This window comes from Streptomyces sp. DSM 116795, assembly GCF_055792905.1.
This window is the reverse complement of sequence record NZ_CM147707.1, coordinates 1,505,597-1,522,385: the sequence shown is the minus strand read 5'-3', so window position 1 is coordinate 1,522,385 and position 16,789 is coordinate 1,505,597. Positions and strand designations below refer to the sequence as shown.

11 protein-coding genes are annotated in these 16,789 nt (G+C 69.8%); 10 read left to right on the top strand and 1 reads right to left on the bottom strand.

The genetic code is table 11. From position 1 onward, the window contains the following. The first annotated feature begins 50 nt into the window (after window positions 1-50). The 6 genes from ACSMXX_RS06490 (at window position 51) to ACSMXX_RS06465 (ending at window position 10,149) form a co-directional block, all read left to right on the top strand. Complete coding sequence (locus ACSMXX_RS06490; RefSeq protein ID WP_473183084.1) at window positions 51-2,213, top strand: glycogen debranching N-terminal domain-containing protein; 2,163 nt, start codon at window positions 51-53, stop codon at window positions 2,211-2,213. 148 nt (window positions 2,214-2,361) lie between these two features. After that, on the top strand, window positions 2,362-3,123 hold the full coding sequence (locus tag ACSMXX_RS06485) for an NUDIX hydrolase (protein WP_473183083.1): 762 nt from the start codon (window positions 2,362-2,364) through the stop codon (window positions 3,121-3,123). 200 nt (window positions 3,124-3,323) lie between these two features. Continuing rightward, on the top strand, window positions 3,324-5,918 hold the full coding sequence (locus tag ACSMXX_RS06480) for an ATP-binding cassette domain-containing protein (RefSeq protein ID WP_473183082.1): 2,595 nt from the start codon (window positions 3,324-3,326) through the stop codon (window positions 5,916-5,918). A gap of 142 nt (window positions 5,919-6,060) precedes the next feature. Further along, complete coding sequence (locus ACSMXX_RS06475; protein WP_473183081.1) at window positions 6,061-7,074, top strand: FadR/GntR family transcriptional regulator; 1,014 nt, start codon at window positions 6,061-6,063, stop codon at window positions 7,072-7,074. Between the two features lie 409 nt (window positions 7,075-7,483). Further along, the gene (locus ACSMXX_RS06470; RefSeq protein ID WP_473183080.1) at window positions 7,484-9,106 is read left to right on the top strand and encodes an RNA polymerase sigma factor; all 1,623 of its coding nucleotides are present in this window, start codon (window positions 7,484-7,486) and stop codon (window positions 9,104-9,106) included. Between the two features lie 209 nt (window positions 9,107-9,315). Next, complete coding sequence (locus ACSMXX_RS06465) at window positions 9,316-10,149, top strand: serine protease (protein ID WP_473183079.1); 834 nt, start codon at window positions 9,316-9,318, stop codon at window positions 10,147-10,149. Between the two features lie 244 nt (window positions 10,150-10,393). Here ACSMXX_RS06465 and ACSMXX_RS06460 read toward each other — a convergent pair whose 3' ends face one another. Then, window positions 10,394-10,621 (bottom strand): DUF7455 domain-containing protein, encoded by a 228-nt coding sequence (locus tag ACSMXX_RS06460; protein WP_473183078.1) that lies wholly within the window; start codon window positions 10,619-10,621, stop codon window positions 10,394-10,396. Window positions 10,622-11,045: 424 nt separating this feature from the next. Here ACSMXX_RS06460 and ACSMXX_RS06455 point away from each other — a divergent pair, with 424 nt between their 5' ends. From ACSMXX_RS06455 to ACSMXX_RS06440, 4 genes are all read left to right on the top strand, one after another. Beyond that, window positions 11,046-13,193: a DNA gyrase/topoisomerase IV subunit B gene (locus ACSMXX_RS06455; protein ID WP_473183077.1), complete on the top strand. Its 2,148-nt coding sequence runs from the start codon at window positions 11,046-11,048 to the stop codon at window positions 13,191-13,193. Window positions 13,194-13,339: 146 nt separating this feature from the next. Beyond that, window positions 13,340-13,954, top strand: coding sequence for a DUF485 domain-containing protein (locus tag ACSMXX_RS06450; protein ID WP_473183076.1), 615 nt, complete (start codon window positions 13,340-13,342; stop codon window positions 13,952-13,954). Further along, window positions 13,951-15,537, top strand: a complete 1,587-nt coding sequence (locus tag ACSMXX_RS06445; protein ID WP_473183075.1) for a solute symporter family protein — start codon at window positions 13,951-13,953, stop codon at window positions 15,535-15,537. Before ACSMXX_RS06450 ends, ACSMXX_RS06445 begins: the two co-directional genes overlap by 4 nt. A gap of 347 nt (window positions 15,538-15,884) precedes the next feature. Beyond that, the gene (locus ACSMXX_RS06440) at window positions 15,885-16,745 is read left to right on the top strand and encodes a glycoside hydrolase family 16 protein (RefSeq protein ID WP_473183074.1); all 861 of its coding nucleotides are present in this window, start codon (window positions 15,885-15,887) and stop codon (window positions 16,743-16,745) included. Window positions 16,746-16,789 lie beyond the last annotated feature (44 nt).

The following is a 16,789-nucleotide window of genomic DNA, read 5'->3' as shown; positions in this document are numbered from 1 at the left end:
CAGCCCCGGCCCAGACAGGGCCACACACAAGAGGAAGCGGAGGTACGTCCATGTCCACGATGTCGCAGCCGGTTTCGCCGCAGCCGCGCACCCCGGGCCGGCACTCGCCGGCCGTGGCGCCACCCGCTCGTTCCGCTGAGCGGGGAGAGACGTCCGCCTCTGGACGCACCCCTGCGGAGCCCCCGCCGCGCGCGGCGGAGCACCAGTCCGCCCATGCCGCGCTGATCTGCGTCGCCGCACCGCATCTCGCGGTGTCCGCGGAGCACGGCCAGTTGAACGGCGAAGGCATGGAGGGCTTCTACTACGCGGGCAGACGAGTTATCGCTCGCTGCCGTCTTCTCCTGGGCGGCAAGGAGCCGCTCCCGCTGCAGGGACGCATGATGAGCGCCAGGCAGGCCCGCTTCACCGCAACAGCGCGGACCACGGTCGGGACCGGGCCCGACCCGGCGCTCGTCGTCGACAGGCTGAGATCGGCGGACGGCACGGAGCGCGTCACCGTGCGCAACACCGGCGGGCGGCCGGTGAGGCTGCCTCTCGAGCTGCGTCTCGGCACCGACCTGGCAGAGATCGCCGCCATCGCAGTCGGACGGGCCGGTAACGAGCTTCCGGCCTCGGTTCACGGTTCCGGCCTGTCGTGGTCGGCCGGAAATCTCCGCGCCGCCGTCTCCGCGGAGCCACAGCCGGACACCCGCTGGGCTCAGCTGGGACTGCTGAGATGGGACTGGGAGCTGCAACCCGGTTCCGAACGCAGCATCGTCCTCAGGACCGACCTGGTACGGACGCCCTCGAAACCCACCGGTGTCCAGAAGGGCAAGGCCAAGAGCAGGGGCAGCAGCAGGAAGAGCGTCGCGGGCCCCGTCTCCCTCCTCGCCTCCGGCCGGCCGCCGAGGCTCTGGCGCGGTGCCCGTGCGGACGGTGACGACCCCAGGGTCGTGGCGCTCTTCAGCGCCGGCCTCGACGACGCCAACTCGCTGCTGATGCACGATCCGGCCGCACCGTCGGACCTGCATCTCGCGGCGGGAGCACCGTGGCGCTGCGCCCTGGCCCCTGCCGAGTCCCTCCGTGCGGCCCGGATGGTGCTGCCCCTCGGCACTCGCCTGGCGGCGGGCACCCTGCGCACACTCGCCCGTGGCCAGCTCGGCGGACCCGGCCCGGATGCGGGCCGCCTCCCAGGGGCGCTGCGTCATGCCGGCCCGTACGCCCCGCCGAGCTGCAGCGGGACGGAGGCCACCCTGCTCTTTCCCGCCGTCCTGGCCGAGGCACGGCTGTGGGGCCTGTCCGAGTGCGATACGCAGCAGCTCCTGCCTGCCGCCGAACGGTGCCTGACCTGGATGCTCAACACCGCGGGAGAGGGGATGTTCGTGCCCGACCCGGCGCCCGACGGCCCGTACCGCTGCGAAGTGCAGGCGAGCGCGCACCGCGCGGCGCTGCTCGGCGCCGACCTCCTCGACGCCTGCGGAGGCGACGGGGGAGAAGCGCTGCGGGAGTGGGCTGAGGAGCTGGCCCACCGCTTCCGGGAGGAGTTCTGGCTGGAAGAGGGGACCGGAGCGAGACCCGTGGCGGTCCGCACCCGGGGTGGGGCCGCCCTGACTCATCTGAGTTCCGCCGCAGTGGAGTTGCTTGACACGGGCCTGGCCGGAGGGGGTCGTCCCGCCGCCGGGCTGCTGACAAAGGTGCAGACGGAACAGCTCTGCCGGTATCTGGTGAGTCCCGAACTCGACTCCGGCTGGGGACTGCGCAGCCTCGGCCATGGCGACGCGCGGCACAACCCGTTCGGGCATCGTGGCGGTGCCGTGCGCGTACAGGAGTCCGTGAGCGCGGTGGCCGGGCTCGCCGCGGCGGGCCATGAGAAGGAGGCATGTTCACTGCTGCACGGAGTGCTCGACGCGGCAGCGTCGTTCGGCTTCCGGCTGCCCGAGATGTATGCGGCTGAGCAGCGGCCCGGAGGCGGTGTGCCGCTTCCGCACCCCGCGGCATGCCGGCCCGCGGCGGTGGCCGCGGCGGGAGCCGTGCATCTGCTCGTCACGCTCGCCGGGGTCCGCCCGGACGTCCCGGCGGGAACGGTGTCCGTGCGGCCGTTGCCGGACCCGTCGCTCGGTGCAGTGCGGTTCGCCGGTTTGCGTGTCGCCGGGGAGCCGTTCACCGTCCGGGTGAGCGGCACCGGGGAGCGAGAGGTGGAGGAGGTGGCGGACGGAGTGAGAATCGTCGACTGAGGGAAGGTCGGTGCACCAACAGCCGGTACGCCCGCGGCAGTAGCACCGGAGGCGGTCTGGAGCGCGGCCCGGATCATTGCCCGCGCCGCGGTTGAAGAGCCGCGGGGAACTGCCTGATTATCGTCAGGAAGACGACTATGATCATGGCATGCCCTACGAGCCGTCGGCCTTCCCTCCCTTCGCCGTCACCGTCGACCTCGTGGTGCTCACGGTGCGCAGACATGCGCTCTGTGCACTGGCGGTACGTCGTGGCGAAGCACCGTACGAGGGCAAGTGGGCACTCCCCGGGGGATTCGTCCGGGAAGACGAGGATCTCGCTTCGGCCGCCGCGCGTGAACTCGCCGAGGAGACGGGCCTGCAGGCGCACGACACGGTCGGCGGACTTCCCCATGCGCATCTCGAACAACTGGCGACCTACGGCGATCCCGCCCGCGATCCGCGGATGCGGGTTGTCAGTGTCGCCCACCTCGTCCTCGCGCCTGACCTGCCGTCACCCACGCCCGGAGGAGACGCACGGGGCGCCCGTTGGGCTCCTGTCGACGACCTCCTCGTCGACGGCGATGCCGCCCGTCGCCATGCTGACGACGGCGACAAGGCATCTCTGGCCTTCGACCACGACCAGATCCTCGCGGCAGGCGTGGAAAGGGCGCGTTCGAAGATCGAGTACTCGTCGCTCGCCACCGCTTTCTGTCCACCGGAGTTCACGGTCGGCGAGCTGCGCAGGGTCTACGAAGCGGTCTGGGGAGTGGTACTCGATCCGCGCAACTTCCATCGCAAGGTGACCGGGACACCAGGCTTCCTGGTCCCCAGCGGAGGAACGACCACGCGTCAGGGTGGCCGTCCCGCACAGCTGTTCCGAGCCGGCGGCGCGACTCTGCTCAACCCGCCGATGCTGCGCCCCGAAGTCTGACCCCCCGCACCGCCGCCTGCACCGCCCCCGGCGCCGTCCCAGGCACCGCCCACCGGTCAATCCGCACACGGGTATTCACCCGCGCCCATAGCGCGCACTCCGCCAACGGACTCGGCCGGGCGCGGTGCATTGCCGGTGAAACCATGACATGTCGCGTTATCTTTCCTGAGTGCATCCCCCATGCGTACGCGGGAGAAGCGATGATCCAGGCAATCGGGCTCACAAGCCTGCCTCGCCGTCACCAACTCAAGCCCGCTGTCGACGACCTCACCTTCGAGGCCCGTCCCGGCAGAGTCACCGTTCTCCACGGACCCGAAGGCTCGGGTAAGACAACTGCCCTGCGTCTCATGCTCCAGCTTCAGGCCGGGCGCGGAACGGCCCTCTTCCGGGGGCGTCCCGTACACCGCATCACGAACCTCGCCCGCGAAGTCGGCGTGCTGTTCGGCGAAGTGAACGGGCACCCAGGCCGCACCGCCCGCGGCCATCTGCGGATGCTCGCCGCTGCGGCGGGTGTCCCGGCCGGCCGAGCGGACGACGTACTCGACGTCGTCGGTCTCAGCGGCCTGGCCGACCAGCGGATGAGCACGTTCTCCCGCGGAATGGACCGACGCCTGGGCATGGCCTGCGCCTTGCTGGGAGATCCGCACACGCTGGTCCTCGACGAACCGGCAAACGGCCTGTCCCCTCGGGAGACCGCCTGGCTCTATTCACTGCTCCGGGGATACGCGCACCAGGGCGGTGCCGTCCTGGTCACTTCACACCTCTCCGAAGAGGCGGCCGAACTGGCCGACCGCGTCGTCAGCATCGACTTGGGCCGGCTGATCGCCGACCAGGGCGCCGCGGACTTCGTGCGTACCCGCCTCCGCCCGCGCGTCGCCGTGCGGACCCCGCATGCGGAACGCCTCGTCGCCGTACTCACGCAGGAGGGACGCAAGGCGGGCAAGGACCGCGACAACGGCCCCCTCAAGGTCGTACGCGAAGGAGGCACGAGAGTCTCGGTCTACGGCAGCAGCTGTGCCGAAGTCGGGGAGTGCGCCCACCGGAACGGCATCCTCGTCCATCAACTGACCGACGAGAGCGGGGACACCGGAGACGCGCACGCCCCTGGTCCACTCGACCGCGCCGACGGACGGGGGGCGTCCCGGAGCAAGGCCGCGCCCGTCTCCGCAGCCGCAGCGACCGCGTCGGCGCAAGCCGAGGCGGCAGCCGCCGATGACGCCGCCGCGCCCACCTCCGCTCCCGTGGCTTCGGAACCGGAAAGCGAGGGGACACCTGCCGAACCCGGACCCGGACCCGGACCCGGACCCGGACCCGGACCCGGACCCACAACGGACCCGGTACTCCTGGAACTCGAAGAGCTCGCGGAGCTCGAAGACCCGGCCACGGACGACGCCGCCGCGCCCGACTCCCGCCCCGGAACGGTGAGTTCGGAGCAGCAGCCGCACCCCGGATCCGACTTCCGGCACGACTCCGGACAGGACCCCGACGCCGACCCCGACTCCGACGCCGACCCCGACGCGGAGCCGGCGCCCGTGCTGGTCACGAGCTCTGCGGCTGCACCGGCGTCCGCCACGACCGCAGCCCCCGCCCTGCCCGAATCGGCGTACGCGAGAACCGCGTCCGGCGAAGACACGCCTCCGAACGGCCCGGACGCAAGTCCCGGTACGGATCCCGAGGCCGACTCGGAGACGATCGCCTCGGAGGCACCGACGGTCCGGCTCAGCGAGAGCCCTCTCGCCGCCCCGTCCAACGCCACCACCGCCCCCGCCCCCGGCATCGTGCTGAAGCCGCTGGCCGACCCGGACATCCGCGCCAGGTCCACCCCCGCCGAGTCCACCTCCCCCAACTCCGCCGAGTCCGCCAACTCCGCCTCTGCCAAGTCCACGTCCCCCTGGGCCCCGAGCCGCCCGCCCGCACGTGCCGCCGCCGAACTACCGCCGCAGCTGCACGCGATCGCGCGTCCCGGCCCTGCCGCCCCTCTGCGCTACGAGCTGTGCCGCCTGATCAGCATCCGCAGCACCTGGACCGCGATGGCCCTGACGCTGCTGGTGGCGCTCTGCGTCGGTCTCGTCATGGCGCGCACGGGCGCGGGACTTCCGTCCGGTTCGGGCGACTCCCTGACACCGGCCGTGCGCCTCCTGACGGGCTGGCCCGCGGGGGGCGTCTTCCTCCTGCCGCCCGCGGCCGTCGCTGCCGGGCTGCTGGGGGCCTTCGCCTTCGGTGAGGAGTTCCGCTATCCCGCGCTCGCGCCGGCCCGTTCGCCCGTACCGCGCCGTCTCAGCCTCCTCGCGGCCAAACTCGCCGTCTCGGCGACGCTGGCCCTGCTGCTCAGCGTCATGGTCGCGATCGTCAACGCAGCAGGCGTGACGCTGCTCTTCGGTTCCGAAGCCCTCGCGCTCCCCTCGGACACGACCCCTGTGGCCGACGGCTCGTGGCAACTGCATATCGCGGCCGTTTCCGCATTCGCGGTCGGCTGTGCCTGGGCGGGAGTTCTGGCTGCGGGAATCTTCCGGTCCGGCGCGGTGGGCACGGCGGTCGTGGTCATGGTTCCCCTGCTGCTCGCGCCAGTTGTACGGACGCTGCTCGGCGATGCCCCGGGTCCGGACCGTTCCGCCGGCGGACTTCCCGGACGTCTGGAAGCCGCATTGCTGGTGCCCTGGCCTCCGGGAACCGAACGCTGGGTGGCCGCCGTGCTGGAACTGGCCTCCCAACCGGTCGGCTCCGCACTGGCGTTGTCGCTGACGGTGCTGCTCGCCGGATACCTCGTCACCGTCCTGAACAGCAAGGTCAGATAGCGCCGCCGCGACACCTCAAGCCTCGTTTCGCAGGCAGCCCTTCCGCATCAACATGCCGCATATGACAAGGAGATGACCCCGGGGCAACGCCTTCTTTCCGATAAGGCGTCAATTGTCCCGAAGTCAGTGATCACCCTTTCGTGTGCTTTTCACCAAAGCCCTCAAGGCCGCCCGGAGGGCCGCCGACAAAGGATGCGTGACTACCCTTGCGCACTCCATGATGACCTCCGCTCGCTCCGCCGACTCCGGCCTCACCGGCCCGGGCGAACTCGACCGTTACGCGTATGCCGAGTCCTCCGGCACGGCACGCACGACCAGCAACGTCCCTGCCTGGCAAGGCTCCGAGGCCGACATCAACCGCGCCGGCCGGCGTGCGGCCGGCAGCCGCGGCCGCGGTCTGCACGGCCAACTCGTCCAGCAGCTCGGCCAGATGATCGTCTCCGGTGACCTGGGGGCCGACCGTCCCCTCGTCCCCGAGGAGATCGGCCACCGCTTCGAGGTCTCCCGCACCGTCGTCCGCGAATCCCTCCGCGTCCTTGAGGCGAAGGGGCTGGTCAGTGCCCGGCCCAACGTCGGTACCCGGGTGCGCCCCGTAAGTGACTGGAACCTGCTCGACCCCGACATCATCGAGTGGCGGGCCTTCGGTCCGCAGCGCGAGGACCAGCGCCGGGAGCTGCGTGAACTGCGAAGCACCATCGAGCCGTTGGCCGCGCGTCTCGCCGCCGGCCAGGTACGCGACGAGGTGCAGCAGCGCCTCGCGGACATGGTGGAGATCATGACGCACGCCGTCGGCCAGGGGGACACCCTGACCTTCTCCCGCGCGGACGCCGAGTTCCACGGCCAGCTTCTGCAGGCGGCCGGGAATCGCATGCTCGAACACCTCTCGGGCATCGTCTGCGCTGCCCTCCAGGTGTCCGGCGGCTCCGGTACGGGATGCGACGTCGCCACGGAGGCCTCGATCGCCCAGCACCAGCGGGTGGTCGACGCGCTCGCCTCCGGTGAGGGCGCCGCCGCCGAGTCGGCGATGCGGCACGTCCTCAGCGGCCGCCCCGACGCCGGGGCTCCCCCGGTCTCGCAGCCCGGAGTCGGGAGCGGCGGCTCCGCCTCGGGTGCGGCCGGTGCCGACCACGTGGTCCCCCCGCCGCGCGAGCACTGAGGCCGCGGCCGCAGAGCAGCGAGGGCCGCCCCGTGCCGACCGCAGGCGGGCGCATGGTGACGCCGGTCGCGTCCGGCAGGCCTCGTTCCGCTGCGGAATCGGATGCGCCGCCGAATTCCGGCGGCGCATCCGTTTCCGCCCTCGTGCATGCGGGGCAGCTTCCTGGGAGTGGCGTCCTTTTCGTCGACCTCTTTCCAGAATGTATGGAGAAGGGTGTGACCCGGGCCACGTGTATTGCCCGTAACGCTTCGCGTCACAGCGCGATGACTCAAGAGGTGACAGCCGAGGAGGGAATACGGCACCCGCAGCCGGTGCTCGTACAGGCGCTGTATCCCTTCCCAGCCGAACCCGCGCCGTCGGTTCATCCCCACCGGCGGTTTGCCGTTTCCATCGTTCCGAGAGGTTGTTCGTGTCGGCCAGCACATCCCGTACGCTCCCCGCGGAGATCGCCGAATCCGAATCTGTGGTGGCGCTCATCGAGCGGGGAAAGGCTGAGGGGCAGATCGGCGGCGACGACGTGCGTCGGGCCTTCGAGGCTGACCAGATTCCGCCAACCCAGTGGAAGAACGTACTGCGCAGCCTCAACCAGATCCTCGACGAGGAGGGTGTGACGCTGATGGTGAGTGCCGCAGAGGCCCCCAAGCGCACCCGTAAGAGCGTTGCGGCCAAGACTCCCGCCAAGCGCACCGCCACGAAGACGGTTCCGGCCAGGTCGGCGGCCGCGAAGAAGGCGGCCGGCAATCCGGAGACGGCGCCGGCGGAGGCCGACGCCGCGATCGCGGAGGACGTCGTCGACGTGAGTGCCGTCGAGGCGGTCGCCGCCGAGATGGCCGCCGAGCCGGTCAAGAAGGCCGTCGCCAAGAAGGCCACCGCGAAGAAGACGGCCAAGAAGGCGGCGGCGAAGAAGGCCGCTCCGAAGAAGACCGCCGCCAAGAAGTCCGTCGTCGACGAGATCCTCGAGGACGGCGACGAGTCGGCCGAGGAAGCACCGGCCAAGCCTGCGAACAAGCCCGGCGCCGACGACGGCCCCACGGCCGAGGTCAAGAACGAGAACGAGGGCTTCGTCCTCTCCGACGACGACGAGGACGACGCCCCGGCCCAGCAGGTCGCCGCAGCCGGCGCGACCGCCGACCCGGTCAAGGACTACCTCAAGCAGATCGGCAAGGTTCCCCTGCTCAACGCCGAGCAGGAGGTCGAGCTCGCGAAGCGTATCGAGGCTGGCCTGTTCGCCGAGGACAAGCTGGCACCCGCCACGGACAAGCTGGCACCCAAGCTCAAGCGCGAGCTGGAGATCATCGCCGAGGACGGCCGCCGCGCCAAGAACCACCTGCTGGAGGCCAACCTCCGCCTCGTGGTCTCCCTGGCCAAGCGCTACACGGGCCGCGGCATGCTCTTCCTGGACCTGATCCAGGAGGGCAACCTCGGTCTCATCCGCGCCGTCGAGAAGTTCGACTACACCAAGGGCTACAAGTTCTCGACGTACGCGACGTGGTGGATCCGGCAGGCGATCACGCGCGCGATGGCCGACCAGGCCCGCACCATCCGCATTCCGGTGCACATGGTCGAGGTCATCAACAAACTCGCCCGCGTGCAGCGGCAGATGCTCCAGGACCTTGGCCGCGAGCCCTCCCCGGAGGAGCTGGCCAAGGAGCTGGACATGACGCCGGAGAAGGTCGTCGAGGTCCAGAAGTACGGGCGTGAGCCGATCTCGCTGCACACGCCTCTCGGTGAGGACGGCGACAGCGAATTCGGCGACCTCATCGAGGACTCGGAAGCCGTCGTCCCCGCCGACGCCGTCAGCTTCACGCTCCTCCAGGAGCAGCTCCACTCGGTGCTGGACACGCTCAGCGAGCGTGAGGCGGGCGTGGTGTCGATGCGCTTCGGACTGACGGACGGTCAGCCCAAAACCCTCGACGAGATCGGCAAGGTGTACGGCGTCACGCGCGAGCGGATCCGTCAGATCGAGTCCAAGACGATGTCGAAGCTGCGCCACCCCTCCCGTTCCCAGGTCCTGCGCGACTACCTGGACTGAGGAGAGCAGCGGCGGTGCTCAGGACGCACAGGACGCCTGAGCACTACGCCTGAGACAGGCACCTGAGACAGGGGCCGGTGACCTTACCAAGGGTCACCGGCCCCTGCCGTGCGTAGGCACCTTCCCCTCAGGATGCGGAGCTGCTCCATCCGGATCACTCTTGATGGTCCGGAAGGCCTTCCCCGGGGCCGTCACCGCCAGGAGGCTGTATGCGTCCGCTGCGCGCTCTCCCGTTGCCCTCGCTGATACCCGCGCTGCTCGGCGTCCTGCTCGCGCTTCTGCCGGCGCCACAGGCCCAGGCGCGGGACCGGGCCGTGGTGGGCGGCCGCGCCGTGGACGCCGCGGAGCACCCGTGGGTGGTGGCGCTCGGCAGCCGTGACCGCTTCGGGGACGCCCGTTCCGGCCAGTTCTGCGGAGGGGCGCTCGTGGGGGCCCGTACGGTGATCACGGCCGCGCACTGCCTGAGCCGGGAGGTGCTGGGAGTCGCACATGGAGAGGTCGACGACCTGCACGTCATATCCGGGCGGAACGATCTCGGTGAGGACACCGGGCGCGAGGTGAAGGTGCGCAAGAAGTGGATCAACCCCGGCTACGACACCGGGACGAACACGGGCGACATCGCGGTACTCACTCTCGACGAGGCCATGCCCGAGGGCTCCACGATCGCGATGGCCGGCAGCGGCGACCGCGGCTACACCCCCGGCTCCGCGGCCGAGGTCTACGGCTGGGGCGACGTCAGCGGGAACGGCGACTACGCGCCGCAGCTGCGTGCCGCCGAGGTGGACATGCTGGAGGACTCGGCCTGTGCCCGTGCGTACCCGAGCCGCTCCGAAGGGGCCTTCGACAAGGAATCCATGGTGTGTGCGGGGGTCGCGCAGGGCGGCCGGGACGCCTGCCAGGGCGACAGCGGCGGACCGCTGGTGGCGCACGGAAAGGTCGTGGGGCTCGTGTCGTGGGGGGCCGGCTGCGGCGAGGAGGGGCGGCCCGGCGTCTACACCCGTGTCTCGGCCGTGGCGGGCCTCGTCCGCGAACACAGCGGATGAACACATCCATCGGGGGTTGTTCGCTGATAGCGGAAGGGCGGAGTCTCAAGCCCGCAACGGAGCCCGCGCCCGCTCGCCCCGGCCTTTTTGCGGGCCCGGCGGGACCCGGCCCGGGATATGGACCTGGATATGGACCCGGACATGAAAGGGCGGCCACCCGGTGTCACCGGATGACCGCCCTCCGATTCCGGCCTTCAGCCGGTCCGAGCTCGTCGGTTCGGGACGTCTTGTCAGGTCAGGACACTCAGCCCTCGCCGGCCTCACTGCCGGCAGGAGCGGTGAGCTTCTCCGTCTCGTCCTGTATCTCCGCGGCGATCTTCTTGAGCTCCGGCTCGAACTTACGCCCGTGGTGTGCGCAGAACAGCAGCTCTCCGCCGCTGAGCAGTACGACGCGCAGGTAGGCCTGGGCGTTGCAGCGGTCGCAGCGGTCGGCGGCCGTCAACGGAGTCGCGGGGGTCAGAACAGTAGTCACGTCGCCTCTTCTCTAGCTCGACGAGCTGTCGTACCAGGGTCAACATCCAACCAGGTCGAAAACGTTCCCGCTGTCGACCGATCCTCGAAGATTTCTCCCCGGGGCGGCTGCATGTTGCCGGGTGGCGGCGAATGAGCCGTATTGCGTGGATTGCTTCGTGGTCAGGGTGCTTGGTTGCTGTTGTCCAGTTGTTTGTCTGTGCAGTGTTCCCGTGTTGAAGGGGACGTGCCCGGAGCCTAAATGGTTCATGCGCCAAAGGGAACGTGATGTGTGCGTCACCCCATCGTGTTATCGAACGTACGAACGAGATTCGGCTACCATGTATGCCTTCATGGGTGGCGCGGCACGCCCTGTCCTGCAGTCTCGGTACCCTCTGACGCGGCAACCAGCCACCACAAGCAGAATTCAGCGAGGAGCGAACCGCGTGACCGCCGACTCTTCCCTGGCCTCCGGCAGGGGGAACACCAAGCCGTCCACCGCGCTGCTCGCCGGGGCAGACAGGGACGGCGGCACGAACTACACCGCGCGGCACCTGCTCGTCCTGGAGGGGCTCGAAGCGGTGCGCAAGCGCCCCGGCATGTACATCGGATCCACGGACAGCCGCGGTCTCATGCACTGCCTGTGGGAGATCATCGACAATTCCGTCGACGAGGCCCTGGGCGGGCACTGCGACCGGATCGAGATCGTCCTGTACGAGGACGGCTCGGTGGAGATCCGTGACAACGGCCGTGGCATCCCCGTCGACGTCGAGCCCAAGACCGGGCTGTCCGGCGTCGAGGTCGTGATGACGAAGCTGCACGCGGGCGGGAAGTTCGGCGGCGGCTCCTACGCGGCCTCGGGCGGCCTGCACGGAGTGGGCGCCTCCGTCGTCAACGCGCTCTCCTCCCGGCTGGACATCGAGGTCGACCGCGGCAGCCGTACGCACTCCATCAGCTTCCGCCGCGGCGTTCCCGGCATCTTCACCGAGTCCGGCCCGGACGCCCCCTTCGATCCCGCGAGCGGGCTGCGCAAGGGCAAGAAGCTGCCGAAGAGCCGCACCGGTACGCGCGTGCGCTACTGGGCGGACCGGCAGATCTTCCTCAAGGACGCGAGGCTCTCCCTGGAGACGCTGCACGGGCGCGCCCGGCAGACCGCGTTCCTCGTACCGGGACTCACGCTGATCGTGCGGGACGAGCGGAGACTGGACGGGCAGGACGTCTCGGAGGAGATCTTCCGCTACGACGGCGGCATCAGCGAGTTCTGCGAGTACCTGGCGCAGGACAAGCCCGTCAGCGACGTGCTGCGCCTGCAGGGGAAGGGCCAGTTCAAGGAGACGGTGCCGGTCCTCGACGACCGCGGCCACATGATCCCCACTGAGGTCCAGCGCGAACTGGTCGTCGACATCGCGCTCCGCTGGGGCACGGGCTACGACTCCACCCTGAAGTCCTTCGTCAACATCATCGCCACTCCCAAGGGCGGCACCCACGTCTCCGGATTCGAGCGGTCCGTGGCCAAGACCGTCAACGAGGCGCTGCGCTCCACGAAGATCCTGCGGGTCGCCGAGGACGACGTATCCAAGGACGACGCGATGGAGGGCCTCACCGCGGTGGTGACCGTGCGGCTGGCCGAGCCCCAGTTCGAGGGTCAGACGAAGGAGGTGCTGGGCACCTCGGCGGCCTCCCGCATCGTCGCGCAGGTCGTGAGCACGGAGCTCAAGAACTTCCTGACCTCGACCAAGAGGGACGCCAAGCAGCAGGCGCGTGCCGTGCTGGAGAAGATCGCCGCGGCGGCCCGTACGCGCATCGCCGCGCGTCAGCACAAGGAGGCGCAGCGGCGGAAGACTGCACTGGAATCGTCCTCGCTGCCCGCCAAGCTGGCCGATTGCCGCAGTGACGACGTCGACCGCAGCGAACTGTTCATCGTCGAGGGCGACTCGGCGCTGGGCACCGCCAAACTGGCCCGCAATTCCGAGTTCCAGGCACTGCTGCCGATCCGCGGCAAGATCCTCAATGTCCAGAAGTCCTCTGTCTCGGACATGCTGAAGAACGCGGAATGCGGATCGATCATCCAGGTGATAGGAGCCGGGTCCGGGCGGACCTTCGACATCGACCAGGCGCGGTACGGCAAGGTCATCTTCCTCGCCGACGCGGACGTGGACGGCGCGCACATCCGCATCCTGCTGCTCACCCTCTTCCAGCGCTACATGCGGCCGATGATCGAGGAGGGCCGTGTCTTCTCGGCGGTGCCCCCGCTGCACCGGATCGAACTGGTCAGTCCCAAGAAGGGGCAGGAGAAGTACATCTACACCTACTCCGACAACGAGCTGCGGCAGACGCTGCTCGAACTGGAGCGCACCAAGGTGCGGTACAAGGACTCGATCCAGCGGTACAAGGGCCTCGGTGAGATGGACGCCGGGCAGCTCGCGGAGACCACCATGGATCCGCGTCACCGCACGCTGCGCCGTATCAACATCAGCGATCTGGAGGCGGCGGAGACGGCCTTCGATCTGCTGATGGGCAGCGAGGTCGCACCCCGCAGGGAGTTCATCAGCTCCTCCGCGGCGACGCTGGACCGCGCACGTATCGACGTCTGAGACGCGGCTCCGGCGCCCGCCCGGAGAGGGCGCCGGAGAGTGCGATCGTGTCGTGGTCATATACGGCTACCCGGTAAGTCACCTGAAGGGGTGAACAGTCCGGGATGCCCCATCCGTGATCTTCTGTGCGTGCCCATCCTTGGGCCATGCGCACCGATGATCCCTGGTACGACGCCGTGGCCTCCGGCTGGAGTGACCACGACGCACCGCTCGCTGCGGGCACCACGGCCGCGGTCCGGTTCCCTGGCCGTGAGCAGTGCACAGGTTCAGGCGCCGGGGGCGTCACCGGAGGCGGTGACTCCGCAGAGTCCGCAGAGTCCGCAGAGCCTGAAGCATCCCCGGGATTCGGTGACTTGCCCGGCCGTGACGCGCAGGTCCGTGGCGCGCAGACGCGCGATGCGCACGCTGCCGTCTATCTCGCGGTTCAGCGCAGCGACGCCTTCCAGCAGGTGCGGCGGCGTTACCGGCGCTTCGTGCTGCCCGTCAGCGTGGCGTTCCTGGCCTGGTATCTCGCCTACGTCGTCACCGCGACCGCCGCGCCGGAGCTGATGGCCCGCCCCGTGGCCGGTGTGTTCAACGTGGCCATGGCCGCCGGCCTCGCGCAGTTCGCCAGCACCTTCCTGCTGACGTGGGCGTACGTGCGTCACGCACGGCTGCGGCGGGACGCGCTCGCGCTCGAACTCCGCTGGGAGACACAGGACATGACCCGTGCGCACGTCGGCGCCCCCGCCCCCCGTACCGCCTGGGAGAACCTGCGTTGACCGGCACTCATCAGACTCTGACGCTGGTGCTCTTCAGCGCCGTCATCGCCGTCACCCTGGCCATCACCACCTGGGCGGGCCGCCGACGACAGGGCTCGCCGGAGGAGTTCTACGCGGGCGGACGCCTCTTCAGCCCGATGGAGAACGGCTTCGCCATCGCCGGCGACTACATGTCGGCCGCTTCGTTCCTCGGAATCTCCGGTCTCATCGCTCTCTACGGCTACGACGGCATGCTCTATGCGGTCGGCTTCCTGGTCGCGTGGCTGGTGGTGCTGCTTCTCGTCGCCGAACTCGTCCGCAACTGCGGTCGGTTCACGCTGGCGGACGTCGTCACCGCACGGCTGCGCGAGCGCCCGGTCCGTATCGCCTCGGGCGTCTCGTGCGTGACCGTCTCCGTGCTCTACCTCGTCGCGCAGATGGTCGGTGCGGGCAGTCTCGTGGCGCTGCTGCTGGGAGGTGCGAGCGGTGCGGCGCGTTCCTGGACGGTGGTGGGGGTGGGCGCGCTCATGGTCGTCTACGTCTCGTGCGGCGGCATGCGTGCGACCACGTGGATTCAGATCGTGAAGGCGGTGCTGCTGCTGGGCGGAGCCGTCACGCTGACGGTGCTGGTGCTGACGCGTTTCGGCGGCGACCTGGGCGCGTTGCTGAGCGGTGCCGCCGAACGCAGCGGCCACGGACGGGACTTCCTCGCGCCCGGGCTGCGCTACGGCGGCGAGTGGACACACCGGCTGGACTTCATCAGCCTCGGCCTCGCGCTCGTACTGGGGACGGCGGGGCTGCCGCACATCCTCTCCCGCTTCTACACCGTGCCCACGGCGCGTGCCGCGCGCCGCTCCGTCGTCTGGTCGATCGGGCTGATCGGCGCCTTCTACCTGATGACGATCGTGCTCGGGTTCGGGGCCGCGGCCCTGCTGGGCAGCGGCGCCCTGCGCGGTTCCGATGCGGCGGGGAACACGGCGGTGCCGCTGCTGTCGCTGGAGCTGGGAGGGGGAGCCGGGTCGACTGGAGGCGCGGTGCTGTTCGCAGTCGTCGCGGCGGTCGCCTTCGCCACGATCCTCGCCGTCGTCGCGGGGATCACGCTCGCCTCGTCCGCGTCGGTCGCCCACGATCTCTACGCCTCGCTGAGCAAGCGCGGTGCGCGCGGGGAGGTGGGTGTCGCCCGGGTCGCCGCCGTCGGGGTCGGCGTCGCCGCGATCGGGCTCGGGCTTCTCGCTCAGCATCTCAACGTCGCGTTCCTGGTCGGTCTGGCGTTCGCCGTCGCCGCCGCCGCGAATCTGCCGGTGCTGCTCTATGCCCTGTTCTGGCGCCGGTTCACCACCAAGGGAGCGGTCTGGTCGGTGTACGGCGGGCTGGTCCCGGCTCTCGTGCTCGTGGTGCTCTCGCCGGTCGTCTCGGGCGGGCCGGACGCCCTCTTCCCCCAACTGGACTTCGCCGTCTTCCCGTTGGAGAACCCCGGGGTGGTCGCTATTCCGCTCGGGTTCTTCTTCGGGTGGCTCGGCACCGTCACGTCGCGGGAGGTGGCGGACGACGCCAGGCACGCGGAGACCGAGGTGCGTTCGCTGACGGGAGCCGGAGCCGTGTGACGCCGCACGGCCGGGCTTGGCCGGCTTGGCGTGGGCGCGGTCGGGCACGGTGCGTGCGCGCGTGTGCCGGTGGATGCGGCCAAGTTGTGAAGGCGAGGGCCGAGATAGGTCCGGACCTATTGACATCGGTGTCGCGGCGCCGGAGATTGTCTTCAAGAGATGACGGCATGCCCATCGATGCGGTCCGCCTCCCCCTGCTACTGCCGGGCCAACTGCCGTTCGCCTCGCAGCCGTTCACCGGGGCGCGGCTCGTCCTTCGGACTGCCGGAGCGCGACCCGGCCGCCCCAGCGACCGGGACCTTCTGGGCCGCCGCGTGTGGCCCCTCCCCACAGGAAGGCACCGCTCGATGAGATCCAAGACATCCCTGACGGCCGGGCTGTTCGCCGCACTCGTCCTGGCCGCGACCCCGCTGCTGACGACATCCGCGAACGCCGCCGTACCTCCCACCGGCGGGCACTCGGCCAAGGCCGCGGAGTTCGGCGACGACTTCGACGGGCCGGCCGGGAGCCCCGTCGACGGATCGAAGTGGCAGCTGGAGACCGGCGACAACGTCAGCAACCACGAGCGCCAGTACTACACATCCGGAACGGACAACGCGGCGCTGGACGGCAACGGGAACCTCGTCATCACCGCCAAGAAGGAGAACCCGGGCAACTACAGCTGCTGGTACGGGCCGTGCGAGTACACCTCTGCGCGGCTCAACACGGCGAAGACCTTCACCACCACATACGGGCACGCCGAAGCCCGCATGAAGGTCCCCCAGGGGCAGGGCATGTGGCCCGCGTTCTGGATGCTGGGTGAGGACATCGGCAGCACGGGCTGGCCCGGCTGCGGCGAGATCGACATCATGGAGAACATCGGATCCGAACCGAGCACGGTGCACGGCACGATCCACGGGCCCGGGTATTCCGGAGGAGAAGGCATCGGCGCCGGCTACTCCCTGCCGGACGGGCAGAAGTTCTCCGACGACTTCCACACCTTCGCCGTCGACTGGTCACCGGAGAAGATCACTTGGTCGGTCGACGGCAACGAATACCAGACCCGCACGCCTGCCGACCTGGGCGGCGACCGCTGGGTCTTCGACCACCCCTTCTTCATGATCCTCAACCTCGCAGTCGGCGGCTACTGGCCGGGTGACCCTGACGGCAGCACCACCTTCCCGCAGCAGCTCGTCGTCGACTACGTCCGCGTGACCGGCGGCAACTGACACCTGTCAGTCGGCACCTGTCAGTCGGCACCTGACAGGGCGAC